Annotated in this window: 18 protein-coding genes; 7 read left to right on the top strand and 11 right to left on the bottom strand. The window is 71.6% G+C overall.

The window, feature by feature from the left end; all coding sequences use genetic code 11:
* The first annotated feature begins 22 nt into the window (after positions 1–22).
* On the top strand, positions 23–688 hold the full coding sequence (locus ACZ7CD_RS29910) for a RibD family protein (RefSeq protein WP_470371369.1): 666 nt from the start codon (positions 23–25) through the stop codon (positions 686–688).
* Here ACZ7CD_RS29910 and ACZ7CD_RS29905 read toward each other — a convergent pair.
* Together ACZ7CD_RS29905 and ACZ7CD_RS29900 are read right to left on the bottom strand one after the other, a co-directional pair.
* Entirely contained in the window at positions 666–1,070 is a 405-nt protein-coding gene (locus tag ACZ7CD_RS29905; RefSeq protein WP_360398014.1) for a DoxX family protein, read from the bottom strand. The two genes, ACZ7CD_RS29910 and ACZ7CD_RS29905, sit on opposite strands and share 23 nt — an antisense overlap.
* Positions 1,063–1,878 (bottom strand): CDP-alcohol phosphatidyltransferase family protein, encoded by an 816-nt coding sequence (locus ACZ7CD_RS29900; protein ID WP_470380196.1) that lies wholly within the window; start codon positions 1,876–1,878, stop codon positions 1,063–1,065. Before ACZ7CD_RS29900 ends, ACZ7CD_RS29905 begins: the two co-directional genes overlap by 8 nt.
* A gap of 32 nt (positions 1,879–1,910) precedes the next feature.
* On the opposite strand from ACZ7CD_RS29900, the gene ACZ7CD_RS29895 reads away from it, so the two are divergent.
* Both ACZ7CD_RS29895 and ACZ7CD_RS29890 read left to right on the top strand, forming a co-directional pair.
* Positions 1,911–2,894 carry a zinc-dependent alcohol dehydrogenase gene (locus tag ACZ7CD_RS29895; RefSeq protein ID WP_360398012.1) on the top strand — a complete coding sequence of 328 codons (984 nt, stop codon included), beginning with the start codon at positions 1,911–1,913 and terminating at the stop codon, positions 2,892–2,894.
* Complete coding sequence (locus ACZ7CD_RS29890; RefSeq protein ID WP_470380195.1) at positions 2,881–3,573, top strand: creatininase family protein; 693 nt, start codon at positions 2,881–2,883, stop codon at positions 3,571–3,573. Before ACZ7CD_RS29895 ends, ACZ7CD_RS29890 begins: the two co-directional genes overlap by 14 nt.
* Here the strand turns inward: ACZ7CD_RS29890 and ACZ7CD_RS29885 are convergent.
* From ACZ7CD_RS29885 to ACZ7CD_RS29870, 4 genes are read right to left on the bottom strand one after another with little or no spacing between them, the layout of a single operon-like run.
* The gene (locus tag ACZ7CD_RS29885) at positions 3,487–4,449 is read right to left on the bottom strand and encodes a lysylphosphatidylglycerol synthase transmembrane domain-containing protein (protein WP_470375551.1); all 963 of its coding nucleotides are present in this window, start codon (positions 4,447–4,449) and stop codon (positions 3,487–3,489) included. The genes ACZ7CD_RS29890 and ACZ7CD_RS29885 overlap by 87 nt on opposite strands.
* On the bottom strand, positions 4,449–5,231 hold the full coding sequence (locus ACZ7CD_RS29880; RefSeq protein WP_470380194.1) for a class I SAM-dependent methyltransferase: 783 nt from the start codon (positions 5,229–5,231) through the stop codon (positions 4,449–4,451). The genes ACZ7CD_RS29885 and ACZ7CD_RS29880 overlap by 1 nt, the downstream gene beginning before the upstream one ends.
* Positions 5,228–6,199: a glycosyltransferase family 4 protein gene (locus tag ACZ7CD_RS29875; RefSeq protein ID WP_470380193.1), complete on the bottom strand. Its 972-nt coding sequence runs from the start codon at positions 6,197–6,199 to the stop codon at positions 5,228–5,230. Before ACZ7CD_RS29875 ends, ACZ7CD_RS29880 begins: the two co-directional genes overlap by 4 nt.
* The gene (locus ACZ7CD_RS29870) at positions 6,177–6,587 is read right to left on the bottom strand and encodes a 6-pyruvoyl trahydropterin synthase family protein (protein WP_360398258.1); all 411 of its coding nucleotides are present in this window, start codon (positions 6,585–6,587) and stop codon (positions 6,177–6,179) included. The genes ACZ7CD_RS29875 and ACZ7CD_RS29870 overlap by 23 nt, the downstream gene beginning before the upstream one ends.
* Positions 6,588–6,662: 75 nt before the next feature.
* Between ACZ7CD_RS29870 and ribA the strand changes: the two genes are divergently transcribed.
* Positions 6,663–7,313 (top strand): GTP cyclohydrolase II, encoded by a 651-nt coding sequence (gene ribA / locus ACZ7CD_RS29865; RefSeq protein ID WP_360398002.1) that lies wholly within the window; start codon positions 6,663–6,665, stop codon positions 7,311–7,313.
* 42 nt (positions 7,314–7,355) lie between these two features.
* Here the strand turns inward: ribA and ACZ7CD_RS29860 are convergent, their stop codons facing one another.
* From ACZ7CD_RS29860 to ACZ7CD_RS29850, 3 genes are read right to left on the bottom strand one after another with little or no spacing between them, the layout of a single operon-like run.
* Entirely contained in the window at positions 7,356–8,300 is a 945-nt protein-coding gene (locus ACZ7CD_RS29860) for an NAD(P)-dependent alcohol dehydrogenase (RefSeq protein WP_470380192.1), read from the bottom strand.
* The gene (locus ACZ7CD_RS29855) at positions 8,297–8,521 is read right to left on the bottom strand and encodes a helix-turn-helix transcriptional regulator (RefSeq protein ID WP_360397998.1); all 225 of its coding nucleotides are present in this window, start codon (positions 8,519–8,521) and stop codon (positions 8,297–8,299) included. The genes ACZ7CD_RS29860 and ACZ7CD_RS29855 overlap by 4 nt, the downstream gene beginning before the upstream one ends.
* On the bottom strand, positions 8,518–8,943 hold the full coding sequence (locus ACZ7CD_RS29850) for a hypothetical protein (protein ID WP_360397996.1): 426 nt from the start codon (positions 8,941–8,943) through the stop codon (positions 8,518–8,520). Before ACZ7CD_RS29850 ends, ACZ7CD_RS29855 begins: the two co-directional genes overlap by 4 nt.
* Before the next feature lie 168 nt (positions 8,944–9,111).
* Between ACZ7CD_RS29850 and ACZ7CD_RS29845 the strand changes: the two genes are divergently transcribed.
* Complete coding sequence (locus tag ACZ7CD_RS29845) at positions 9,112–9,978, top strand: serine hydrolase (RefSeq protein ID WP_360397994.1); 867 nt, start codon at positions 9,112–9,114, stop codon at positions 9,976–9,978.
* On the opposite strand, the gene ACZ7CD_RS29840 is transcribed toward ACZ7CD_RS29845, so the two are convergent.
* Entirely contained in the window at positions 9,975–10,334 is a 360-nt protein-coding gene (locus tag ACZ7CD_RS29840) for an MmcQ/YjbR family DNA-binding protein (RefSeq protein WP_458434180.1), read from the bottom strand. The genes ACZ7CD_RS29845 and ACZ7CD_RS29840 overlap by 4 nt on opposite strands.
* Before the next feature lie 58 nt (positions 10,335–10,392).
* Positions 10,393–11,283 (bottom strand): DMT family transporter, encoded by an 891-nt coding sequence (locus ACZ7CD_RS29835; protein WP_470380191.1) that lies wholly within the window; start codon positions 11,281–11,283, stop codon positions 10,393–10,395.
* Between the two features lie 43 nt (positions 11,284–11,326).
* Between ACZ7CD_RS29835 and ACZ7CD_RS29830 the strand changes: the two genes are divergently transcribed.
* Together ACZ7CD_RS29830 and ACZ7CD_RS29825 are read left to right on the top strand one after the other, a co-directional pair.
* Complete coding sequence (locus ACZ7CD_RS29830; protein ID WP_360397990.1) at positions 11,327–12,691, top strand: aminotransferase-like domain-containing protein; 1,365 nt, start codon at positions 11,327–11,329, stop codon at positions 12,689–12,691.
* A 37-nt stretch (positions 12,692–12,728) separates the two neighbouring features.
* Positions 12,729–13,163 carry a Fur family transcriptional regulator gene (locus tag ACZ7CD_RS29825; RefSeq protein ID WP_360397988.1) on the top strand — a complete coding sequence of 145 codons (435 nt, stop codon included), beginning with the start codon at positions 12,729–12,731 and terminating at the stop codon, positions 13,161–13,163.

Here is a 13,163-nt window from a genome sequence, read left to right as displayed (position 1 = left end):
CAACTGCACTAGCATCGGATGCGTGACCCGCCCGCACGTTCTGCTCAGCGTGGCCGTCAGCCTCGACGGCCACATCGACGACCGCGGCACCGAGCGCTTCCCGCTTTCCAACGCCGAGGACTTCGACCACGTCGACCGGATGCGCGCGGAGTCGGACGCGGTCCTGGTCGGGGCCGAGACGTTGCGGCGCGACAACGCGCGACTGCTCGTCTACAGCGAGGAGCGGCGCGCGCGCAGGGTTGCCGGGGGAAAGCCGGAGTTCCCGTTGCGGGTGACCGTGACCAGGAGCGGCCGGCTGGACCCCGGGCTGCGCTTCTGGCACTGCGGCGGGGAGCGCCTGGTGTACTCGCAGGCCCCGGTCACCACGGTCGGCCACCTGGCGGAGACGAAGACCTTCAGCGAACTCCCCGAGATCCTGGACGACCTCGGCGAACGCGGTGTGCGGAAGCTGATGGTCGAGGGCGGCACGAGCATCCACACGGCGTTCCTGAGCGCCGGGCTGGCCGACGAGGTCAGGGTGGCCGTCGCGCCGATGCTGATCGGGCAGGCGACGGCCCCGCGTTTCGTGAACCCCGCCGAGTTCCCCGGTGGACCGGCCCGCCGGTTCCACCTGGAGGACGTCGAGAAGGTCGGGGACGTCGCCGTGCTGCGCTACTTCCCGAAGGTCACTTCTTCTTCGCGAGGCTGAGCGCGCCGAGGACCTGCTCGCGGCGGTAGACCGCGATCACCAGCGCCCACACCATGAACAGGAGCGGCATCTTCGCGTCGTCGAGGCCGCCGTTGGTCACGAGGAACACCTCGGTCAGCGCGGCGCCGGCCATGATGCCCGCCAGCGCGAGCGCCGCGAGGCCGCAGATGCGCGGGACCAGCAGACCGACCGCGGTGGCGATCTCCAGCACGCCGGTGAAGTACCGGAACCACTGGCCGAGGCCGATGTCGTCGAACTTCGCGACGAACTGGTCGGTGAACAGCGAGTAGCCGTTCAGGAAGAACTGCACGGCGAGCGCGATCTGCAAGATCCAGACGACGACGTTGCCGACCTTCGCCGCGGTGGAGGTCTGCTCAGACATGGCGGGATTCTCCCACCACGGCAGCGCCGTTGTGCCACAGCCAGAGCACATCGCGACCGAACGACCACACCAGCGACACCAGCGCGAGACCGACGAGCACGCCCGCGAACGGCAGCAGCCCCGACGCCGCCACGACGAGGACGATGCCCTGCACCGCCGCCACGACCTTGCGCGCGTAGCTGGCCGGAAGTGGCGCGTTGAGCCAACGGAACTTCCACGACGCGGCGACGAACGCGTACCGCATGAGCCCGATCGCGAGCACCCACGGACCCGTGTGGACGGCCACGTACGCGCTCAGCACCAGGATCAGGAACGCGTCGACCTCCATGTCGAACCGGGCGCCCAGCGCGGTCGACGTGCCCGTGCGGCGCGCGACCTGGCCGTCCACCCAGTCCAGCGACAACGCGACCACCGCCAGCGCCACGACCAATGTGACCGGCACATCCTGCCCCGCGCGGTCGGCGACCAGCGCCGTGACCGCGCCGACCAGCAGGCCGCGCGCCAGCGTGACCCGGTCAGCGGGCCCGAGGGAGGCGATGCGGTGCCGCTGCACGCCATAGCCGAGGAACGCCCAGGTGGCGAACCCGTAGGCCAACCCTGCGGCCCACCCGAGCGGCCCGAGCCCGACCGCCGCCGCCACGACCACCAGCAACGCCACCTGCACCCCCGCCCACACCCCCGGTTCGAGGGGAACGCGGGACTCCCGCGTGCCCCTCAGGGGAACGTAGGACTCCCGCGTGCCCCTGAGGGGAACGCGGGGCCCCCGCGTGACAGCGGCGGAGGTGCGGGTGTGCTGGAGTGTGGTCATCAGTGGCCCCTAGCGCGGCGGAGGTGTTGTGAGTGACACGTACGGCGGATGCCTTTTGGCTCAATGAGTCCGGAAAAGGGGAGGTTCGGCCGGTCGAGCTGGCCGGACCGGGTCCGGGTGAGGTCGAGGTGCGCACGCTGTTCTCGGGGGTCAGCCGGGGCACGGAGACGCTCGTGCACCGCGGCGGGGTGCCGGAGAACCAGTACGCCACGATGCGGGCCCCCTTCCAGGACGGTGACTTCCCGTGGCCGGTCAAGTACGGGTACCTCAACGTGGGCGTCGTCGAACACGGACCGGCGGACCTGCGCGGGCGGACGGTGTTCTGCCTCTATCCACACCAGACCCGTTACGTGGTCCCGGAATCCGCGGTCACCCCGGTGCCGGACGGCGTTCCCGCCGCTCGCGCGGTGCTCGCGGGGACCGTGGAGACGGCCGTGAACGCCGTGTGGGACGCACGCCCGTTGATCGGCGACCGGATCGCGGTGGTCGGCGGTGGCATGGTCGGGTCGAGCATCGCGGCGGTGCTCGCGACGTTCCCCGGCGCGCGGGTCGAGCTCGTCGACGCCGACCCCGGCCGCGAGTCGGTCGCCCGGCGGCTCGGGGTCGGGTTCGCGCTGCCGGACGCCGCTCTCGACGGCTGTGACCTCGTCTTCCACGCGAGCGCGACGGAAGCCGGGCTCACCACGGCGTTGAACCTGCTGGCGCCGGAGGGCCGGGTGATCGAGCTGAGCTGGTACGGCGACCGGCGCGTCGCCGTGCCGCTGGGCGAGTTCTTCCACTCGAAGCGGCTCACGATCCGCAGCAGCCAGGTCGGCGTGGTCGGCCGGCCCGACCGGTCGTACGCCGAGCGCATGGCGCTCGCCCTGGACCTGCTCGCCGACGAGCGGTTCGACGCGCTGATCACGGGTTCCAGCGCGTTCGAGGAGCTGCCCGAGGTCATGCCGAAACTGGCCGCCGGGGAGATTCCTGCGCTGTGCCACCGGATTGACTACGGTCGGGGCCATGTTCCCCAGTGACACCACCGCCGACGTCCGCGGGCAGCGCGTGGCCGTGCTCCCGGTCGGCAGCACCGAGCAGCACGGCCCGTTCCTGCCGCTGGCCACGGACGCGGTGATCGCCTGGACGATCGCGTCGAGGATCGCCGAGGCGTACGACGTCCGGCTGCTCGCGCCGGTCCAGTTCTCCTGCTCACAGGAGCACGCCGACTGGCCGGGGACCGTCAGCATCTCCGCGCGCACGCTGGTGTCACTGGTCACGGACATCGCGGACTCGTTGCGGCGCAACGGGGTGGAGCACCTCGTGCTGGTGAACGCGCACGGCGGCAACTACGTGCTGTCGAACGTGGTGCAGGAGTCGACCGGGATGGCGCTGTTCCCCGGCCGCGACGACTGGGCGTTCGCGCGGGAGAAGGCGGGCATCGAGACCTCGGCGTACAGCGACATGCACGCGGGTGAGCTGGAGACCTCGATCCTGTTGCACGCCCACCCCGATCTGGTCCGTCCCGGCTTCGAGTCCGCCGACCACCTCGCGGAGGACCGGCGGCACATGCTCACCCTGGGCCTGAGGCCGTACACGTCCTCCGGTGTCGTCGGGCGGCCGTCACTGGCCTCAGCGCGCAAGGGCGAGCTGGTGCTCGCGGGGCTGGTCGAGTCGTTCCGGCACCACCTCGACCTGGCCGACGGCCTTGCGCCGTGAGGTGAGCAGGACGACCGCGCCGGGCAGGCTCGCGACGAGGGCGAGCACGCCGTAGACGATGCCGGTGGTGAACCCCTGCTGGGCGCCCAGCCCGGCGGCGCCGAACGCCACCGCGAGGAACGCCTCGCGCGGGCCGAACCCGCCGATGTTGACCGGGATCGCCATCACCAGCAGCGCGACGACCACGACCGGCGCGAGCTGCGTGACCGTGGCGTCCGACCCGGCGGCGCGAGCGGCGACGAGGAACAGCGCGACGTACCCGGCGACCGCTCCGGCGGAGAGCACGACGACCGCGGGCCAGGTCTTGAGCGACAGCAGCCGGATGCCGTCCGCGAGCGTGTCGACCAGCACCCTCTTGACCGGTCCGACGTGCCAGCCGAGGACGGCGAGCGCGGCCAGGCCGGTGAGCACGACGGCGACCGTGGTCACGTCCGGTGCGAAGCCGAGGCCGGGGGCGGGGTGGGTGAGGAACACCGCGACCCCGATCCCGATCAGCACGAACTGGCCAGCGAACCGTTCGAAGAACACGGCGCGCACGCCCCGTCCCACGTCACCGGACTCGCGCCCGTGGTGCACCGCGCGGTGCACGTCGCCGAGAACGCCCGCGGGCAGCACGGCGTTGACGAGCTGAGCGCGGTAGTAGTCGCCGACCGCGGTCCGCACGGTCAGCGGCAGGCCGAGGCGGCGCGCGACGAGCACCCAGCGACCCGCGCTGAGCAGCGTCGTCGCGAACCCGATCGCGAGGGCTGCGGCGACGGAGAACGCGTCGATCGCGCGCAGCCCGTCGAGGAACGCCCCGGTGCCCAGGCGCAGGCCCAGCCCCACGAGGATCGCCACCGCCACCAGCAGGCGGAGCCACGGCCAGAAACGTTTCATCACACAGCTCCAGGTAGGGCCAGCAGGTCGACGTGGTGGACCACCGCGGAGGCCTCCGACCTGCGGCGCAGGTACTCGGACGCGGCCGGGGCGAGTGCGGGTTCCTGCTCGACCGCCGCAGCGACCCAGCCCCTGAGCCATTCCCGCTGCAGGGCGTCACCACGCGTGCGCCACGGGCTCTGCGCCGTCCGCACCACCGCCCCGAGCGCCGCGAACGCCTCCTGCGCGGCGGCCGGTGCGTCCGGCCCGAGCAGCGCGCGCCCGTCCACCACCCGCCGCTGGTGCGCGTTGAACGCGTCCTGGAAGGCGGCGTCGAGCGGCTCGGCCGGGTCGAACTCGACCCGGCCGGCCACCGAGAGCGTGAACAGGGCGGGCACATGTGCTCCTACGCAGGCCGCGGCCAGAGCGTTCACCTCGGCGGCGGTGAGCAGGTCGAGCAGCGCGGAGCAGGTGACCAGGTCGGCACCCGCGAGGTCGGCGGCGGTGAGCGCGGTGAGGTCGCCCTCCCGCGTCTCGGCGGTGACGTTCTCGACGGCGTTCATGCTCGCCCGCGCAAGGCCGAGCAGCCGGGGGTCGCGGTCGTGCAGCACCCAGTGCTGCTGCACGCCGCTGAGCTTCCCTGCGAGCCACCGGCCCATCGATCCCGTTCCACACCCCAGGTCACGGATCGTCAGCGGGGTTCGGTTCACCCGAGTTCCGCGGAACACGTCCACGAGCTCCGTCGAACGTGCGCGTGCGTCGGCGGTTTCCCGCAGTGCCAGCCATTCCGGCGCGAAGGTCATGGCCGCAGACTAGCCAGCACCCTCCGCAGGCCCTGCGCAGATTCATCCCAAGTGGACAGATGAGCCCTTCTGGACCGCGCCCTGCGCCGGAGCTCCGCGCGGAACCGGTGATCTTCGAACCAGCGCGTCAGTGCAGCTGCGAAGGCGTTTTCGTCTCCCGGCGGGAGGAGCAGCCCGCCGGTGCCGAGCGCGTCCGGGACGGCGCTCGCGATGACCGGCAGGCCGTGCGCGAGGGCCTCGGTGACGACCATGCCCCAGGTCTCGTTCCTGCTCGCCAGCACGAACAGGTCGGCGTTGACGTAGGCGCTGGTCAGTGCCTCGCCGGTGAGCGGTCCGGGGAAGCTGACGCGGTCGTCGCGCGGGATCTGGTGCAGGAACGGGCGATGCGGGCCCACGCACGTCAGCCGCCAGTCGTGGTCCGTCCTCTGCAACGCTCTGACCAGGACGTCCTGGCCCTTGCGCGGTGTGATCGACGCGACGCAGAGCAGGTTCGCCTTGCCGTCCGTGCCGGTGGCCGGCGGCGCCGGGTCCGTGCCCGGGACGACGACGTGGACGTGCTCCAGCCCATGCCTGGTCTTGATGTCACGCGCCGCCGTCGGACTGGTCGCGATGACAGCTGCGGCGGCGCGCAGAACCTGTCGTTCCCGCTCGTTCAGGTCGTGCGCGGTCATCGGGTCGAGACCGGTCTCATCGGCCAACGGCAGGTGCACGAGCACGGCGAGCCGCAGCCGCCGTGCGTGCGGCACGACCACTTCGGGCACACCGCAGCTCACCAGTCCGTCGAGGAGGACCACCTCCCCGTCCGGAACGCCCGCAAGCGCTTGCTCAAGCGCTCCGCTGTCACGCGGACGCGGCCAGTCACCAGCGACGGCAATCTTGTGCAGGCCGTCGCCGACCCGGAGGTCGTAGACGTTGCCGCCGCTGGGACTGCCCGGATCGGCGACGTCAGCCGGCAGTACGAAGTGCACGTTCGTAGCTCGCCCACGCCACGTGCGACTCGTGGAGTGTGACGGTGATCCCATCGATGCCGTGAGCGCCCTCACCGAGCGCCCCCGCCGCGATGGCGTCGGCGAGCTGGTCGGCGATGTGCTTCGCGAGCCACTCCGTCGACGTGTTGATGCCCGCGAACTGCGGTTCTTCGTCGAGGTTGCGGTAGTTGAACGCGGCCAGGACCTTGCCCAGCTCCTGGGTGGCGAGTCCGATGTCGACGACGATGTTGTCGGCGTCGAGCTCAGCCCGTTTGAACGTTGCGTCCACCAGGAACGTTGCTCCGTGCAGACGTTGTGCCGGACCGAAGACCTCGCCGCGGAAGCTGTGGGCGATCATCACGTGATCGCGGACGGTGATGCTGAACAGGATGACCTCCGCTGTGCGGCCGGGTTACGGTGCGACGTCAGGCCCGAGCGTAGTTGACCGCCCGGGAGGAACCTGGTGACGAGGGGACCCGAGATGTTCGAGCAGGCCTTCACCGACGAAGACGTGGCGGAGTCCGACCTGGTGACCCGCCGCGGCACCTTCCGCGCGATCGCCTTCCGCGCGGACGGCCACGAACACATGGCACTCGTCTACGGCAAGACGAAGCTGCGCGAGAACGTCCTCGTCCGCATCCACTCCGAGTGCATGACCGGTGACATCTTCGGGGCCATGCGCTGCGAGTGCGGCGAACAACTCGACGCCGCGCTGAACACCATCGTCCGCGAGGGCAGCGGCGTGCTGGTTTACCTGCGTGGCCACGAAGGCCGCGGAATCGGTTTGGTGGCAAAGGTCCGCACCCACGTGCTGCAGGACGCCGGCATGGACACCCTCGACTCGGCCACCTCACTCGGCCTGCCCGTCGACGTCCGCGACTACTCCCCCGCCGCCCGCGTGCTGCGGCACCTGCGCGTGCGGTCCGTCCGCCTGATGTCCAACAACCCCGACAAGATCGCGGCCCTGGAGGACAACGGCATCGAGGTCGCCGCCCGCGTGCCGCTGCTGATGCCGCCCAACCCGCACAACATCGCGTACCTGACGGCGAAGCGGGACCGGCTCGGGCACGACCTGCCGCAGGTCGACTCGTTCACGCTGCCGCACGCGCGGTGAGCATGCGCGACGGCACCGCGTGACCACCGGCGGGATCGGCGGTCAGATCGTGACGACGACCTTGCCGGGTGACCGTCGCGAGTGGACGTGCTCGATCGCCTCGACCGCCGCCGCCAACGGGAAGGTGCGGCCGACGGCCGGTCTGACGTGGCCCGCCTCGACGAGCACGCGGAGCTCCTCGAAGACGTCGGCGCGTTCCGCGGAGGCCAGCGCGACGAGCTTCTGCGGGACGAACGCGTTCAGGGCCATGGCCCGCAGCGACCGGTCGAACCCGCCGAACAGCGGTTCGGCCGTCTCGGAACCGACGATCACCACCGTGCCGTGCCGTCCCACCGCCTTGCGCAGCCGGGACAGCGAACGGTGCCCGCCGCAGTCCAGCACCAGGTCGTAGGTTCCGGTGAAGTCCGCGACCGTGTAGTCCACGACCTCGTGCGCGCCCAACGAGCGCACCAGCTCCACCTTGCCCGTGCTGCACACACCCGTGACGTGCGCGCCGAGTGACCGGGCGATCTGCACGCCGTACGACCCGACGCCACCGCCGGCGCCCAGCACCAGGACCCGCTGGCCCGGTTGGACCGACCGCAGGCCCTGCACCGCGGTCCCGCCCGAGATCGGCAGGGCGGCCGCCTCCGTGAACGAGAGCCCCGCTGGTTTGCGCGCCAGCCGGGAGACGGGGGCGACGGCGTACTCGGCGTAGGCGCCGTCGCAGGTGCCGAACACCTCGTCGCCGACGGCGAACCCGCTCACGCCGGGGCCGGCCGCCGCGACCACACCGGACACGTCCCTGCCCGGCACCGGCGACTTCGGGCCGCGGAACCCGAACCCGATGACGCGCACCAGGTAGGGCTGGCCGGTGAGCAGGTGCCAGGTGCCCATGTCGACCCCCGCCGCCCGCACCTCCAGCAGCACCTCACCCCGCCCCGGCACCGGTACGTCCAGGTCACCGAACACCGCCGACCCGTATCTTCGCTGCACAACGGCTTTCACGTCGTCTCCTCCTCCGGGTACTGGAACACCTCTTCGAGCGGGACTCCGAACACGCGCGCTATCCGGAACGCGACCTCCAGCGAGGGCGAGTACCGCCCCTGCTCGACGGCGATCAGCGTCTGCCGGGTCACGCCGATCGCCGCCGCGAGGTCGGCCTGCGTCATCTCGCCGTGTGCGAACCGCAGCGCGCGGATGGAGTTCGTGACCTTCGTGGGCTTCACAGCACGCCCTGCCGGTAGGCGCCGAGCTTCGCCGCGGAGCCGAGCACCGCCGACAGCACGAAACCCAGGTACAGCACGTTCGCGATCCAGAAGTGCGGCGCTTCCACCATGGCGAGCACCAGCGCGGACATCCCGCCGATGACCACGAACGACTGGCCCACGTGGTCACCGAACCGGCCGATCTCCCGGTCCCGTTCGTCGACCTGGAGCCCGCCCTCGCGCCGGGACGCGATCCCGAACCAGATGCCCGCCACGATGCCGGCGACGATCCCCGACCCGATCGTCCACAACGCCGCGCCGACGTACGGCGCTTCGGCCAACGGCCGTCCATCGGCACCTGTCAGCACCAGCACCACGTACACCGCGTACCCGACCAGGGCGACGATCCCCATGGCCCACGCGCGCTTCTCCTCCACCGCCACGGTCCCGCTCCTGATGTCAAAGAAACCTGACATCACCAAGGTAAAACGAACCCGACACCGTGTCAAACATCTTTGACTCGAAGTCGGGTTCAGCCACAAAACGCGCAGATCGGACGGTCTGCCGTCCGGCGGTCGACGCCACCTGGCCGGGTGTCTAGGGTGCGGCTCATGCTCCGGCCGATCCTCGTTGCGTGCGCGCTCGCCCTGACGGCCTGCGGCGCTGCCGTGACGGCCGAGACCCCGCTCCCCGCTCCCCCGACCGGCGCCGCCCACACCCCTGCCGCGGCGCCGCTCGTGGCCACGCCCCCGGCGTGCCCGCTGCCCGACAGCGGCTTCGAATGCGCGTTCCAGCAGCGCATCCAGGCCGCTCAGCAGTACGCCGAGACCCGGCCCGGCACCGTCGGCATCGTCCTGCGCGACCGTGAGAAAGGTGTGGTCTGGCGCAACGACCACGCCGGTGACGAGGTGTGGACGGCCTCGACCATCAAGCTCGCGATGGCCGTGAACCTGCTCGAACGCCACCGCGCCGGCCAGATCCGCCTGAGCAGCGAGGACCGCCGCCTGATGACGGCGATGCTGCACAGCTCCGACGACGACGCGACCGACACGCTGTGGAAGCGCTACAGCGGCACGACCTTCAACGCCGCGTTCCCCCGGTACGGCATGACCGGCCTCGTCGCCCAACGCGGCTACACGAGCGCGTTCCCCTACTGGGGCTTCGAGAAGTGCACCGCCGACGACCTGGACCGCCTGGTCAACCACGTCCTCGACCAGGTGAACCCGGATGACCGCGCCTACCTCGTCGAGCAGATGCGCGGCGTCGGCCCCGAACAGCAGTGGGGCGTCTGGGGCCCCGACTCCGGCGCGAAGAACGGCTGGTCGGAGGAGGACAGCGGCTGGGTGATGAACTCCGTCGGCTTCGTCGGCCCCGGCCAGCGGTACACGCTGGCCATCATGAACGACCTCGGCCGCGAGGGCGGCTACGACGAGGGCCGCGCCACCGACACGGAGATCACCCGCATCCTGTTCCGCTAGCCCGCGCGGACACCGCCCGCGAGGTCGGGGACCTGCGCGACCAGCTCCTCCGGCGCGGACAGCCGCCACGCCTCGAAGACCAGCTCGGCCAGCTCGTCGGCCCCGACGCCCTCCAGGTGCACCACGACCCAGCCGAAGCCGCCCGAGGTGAACTGCACCTCGAACACGTCCGGGCGTTCGGCGACCAGCGCCTGCTGCTCGGACAGCGTCTGCCGCAGACCGGCGGTCCGCGTGCGCGGCCAGTAGTAGCCGAACACCTTGCCCCGCACGCGGAAGGTGTCGTACTGCTGCCCCTGCGAGCGGTGCGCCTCGGTGAGCGCGCCCGCGATGTCCAGGAACTCGTCCGGTGTAGCCACTGCCGACCCCCAAAGCCGAAGGGGTGCAGTATAGGGCCGCGGTATGACACCCAGGCGGTCAGCGGACCGCCGGCTCCGCCACGGACTCCGTTGACACCACACGGCTTCGTTGCGTCAGCACCACGCACACGAGCACCACCGCGGCGGTCACGAGCGCGGGCCAGCCGACCGGTTCGCCGAGCACCAGCGCGGCCCAGCCCAGCGACAGCACCGGCTGCGCCAGCTGGAGCTGGCCGATCTTCGCGACACCGCCCGCGGCCATCGCGGCGTACCAGGCGACGAAACCGAGGAACATCGAAACCGTTGTCACGTAACCGAAGTTGAACCACACGGTGCCGGTGGCACGGGAGAAGTCCGCTGTCCACACCGCGACCGGCATGGTCACGGGCAGCGCGACGACCAGCGCCCAGCAGATCGTGCGGGCGCCGCCGAGCTCACGGGACAACGCGCCGCCTTCCGCGTAGCCGAGGCCGCACACCACGACCGCGATCAGCAGGTACGCGTCGGCGGTGCCGAACGACCCGGAGAAACCACCGCCGGCCGCCAGGAACGCGAGCACGGCGAGCAGGCCAGCGCCGCTGGAGAGCCAGAACGCGACGGGTGGGCGTTCGTGGGCGCGCAGGACGGCCCAGATCGCGGTCGACATGGGCAGCACGGCGATGACGACGGCGCCGTGCGCGGAGGTCTGCGTGGTGAGGGCCAGGGACGTGAAGAGCGGGAAGCCGACGACGATGCCGGCGGCGACCACGGCGAGACGGCGCACCTGCGCCCTCGACGGCAGCGGCGCACGCGATAACGCGAGGTAGCCGATCGCGAGCAGGGCGGCACCGGCGGCACGGCCGAACGCGACGAACCACGGGTCGAGTCCCTGCACGGCCAGCCGGGTCGCGGGCAACGAGTAGCTGAAGCCCAGCACGGCGAGTGCGCCGAGTGTTACCCCCGGAGGCACGATAACGTTACTCTTGGCTCTCATGAATGAGGATAACGCAGCGATGCGCGTTATCGAGGACCTGAGGGCGGCGGCACGGTCCGGGCGCGCGGGCGACCGGATGCCGTCGGTGCGCGAGCTGATGGCGCGGCACCGGGCGTCGCCGGCGACCGTGCAGCAGGCCATCCAGCGCGTCGCGGCCGAAGGGCTCGTCGAGGTCCGGCCGGGCCGCGGCAGCTTCGTCGCCGCACGCGCGAGCGGGCCGGGCGGGCAGGACCTGTCGTGGCAGTCCGTGGCGCTGGGCGAGGGACGGCCGGGCGAGGACCTGGTGGCGAACCTGGTCGCGGTGCCGAGGCCCGAGGTCATCCAGCTCTCCAGCGGGTACCTCGACCCGGACCTGCAACCCGTGGAGGCGCTCGGCGCCGCGCTCACCAGGGCCGCGCGCCGGCCGGCCGCGTGGGGGCGGGTGCCGGTCGAGGGCAGGGAGGAGCTGCGCGCCTGGTTCGCCAGGGAGGCGGGCGGCGAGCTCAGGGCGGGCGACATGACGGTGTGCGCGGGCGCCCAGGAAGCGCTCGCCACGGTGTTCCGCGGGCTCGGCGGACGGGGTGACACGGTGCTCGTCGAGTCGCCCACCTACCTCGGTGCGATCGCGGCGGCCAGGGACGCGGGGCTGAAGGTCGTGCCGGTGCCCGCCGACGCGGACGGGGTGCGCCCGGACCTGCTCCAGGCCGCTTTCGCGCACACGGGCGCCAAGCTCTTCTACTGCCAGCCGTTGCACGCGAACCCGCACGGCGGCGTGCTGTCCGCCGAACGACGGCCCGAGGTCATGCGGATCGTGGCCGCGGCCGGGGCGTTCCTGGTCGAGGACGACTGGGCGCGCGGCTTCACCGTCGACGGCACGGCGCCGCCCACACTGGCCTCGCAGGACACCGACGGCCACGTCGTGCACGTCCGCTCGCTGACCAAGATCGCCGCACCGGGGCTGCGGGTCGCGGCGATCGGCGCGCGCGGACCGGCCGGGCGGCGGCTGCGGACCACCCGGTCGCGGCAGGACCTGTACGTCGCGGGACCGTTGCAGGAGGCGGCGATCGACTTCGTGACGTCCCCGGCGTGGCGCCGGCACCTGCGCTCGCTCCAGCAGTCGCTGCGGTCGAGGCGGGACGCCCTGCGGACCGCGCTCGCCACGCACCTGCCCGACTTCACGGTCGCGCCCTCGTCGGGCGGCTTGCACCTGTGGGTGGGGTTGCCGGAGGGGCTCGACGACGTGGAGCTGACGACCGCCGCCGCGGCCCGCGACGTGGTGGTCTTCCCCGGACGGCCGTGGTTCGCGGCTGAACCGCCCGGCAACTTCCTGCGTTTGACCTACGGGGGCGCACCGGAGCACGCGCTGGTCGAGGGCGTCCGGCGATTGTCTGACATCACTCAATAACTTGACTCATTCCAGAAAAGCGGGCAGGGTGGCGTTCGTGCCCACGGCTTCCGAATTCGAGCGCATGTTGCGCGGGGCGTCACTGCGGGTGACGGCTCCGCGGATGGCTGTGCTGTCCGCGGTGCACACCCACCCGCACGCCGACACGGACTCGATCATCGGTGTCGTGCGCCAGAACCTCGGCGCGGTCTCCCACCAGGCCGTGTACGACGTGCTCCGCGCGCTGACCGGAGCAGGACTGCTGCGGCGGATCGAGCCGCAGGGGTCAGTAGCGCGCTACGAGGCCCGCGTCGGGGACAACCACCACCACGTCGTATGCCGTTCCTGTGGCGCCATCGCCGACGTCGACTGCGCCGTCGGCCACGCGCCGTGCATGGACGCGTCCGACGACCACGGTTTCGTCATCGACGAGGCCGAGGTCATCTACTGGGGCACCTGCCCCGAGTGCACGACCGCCGCGAAGAGTTCCTGA

The sequence above is a fragment of the Lentzea sp. NPDC036949 genome (assembly GCF_055608075.1).
This window is presented reverse-complemented; position numbering and strand designations above follow the sequence as displayed.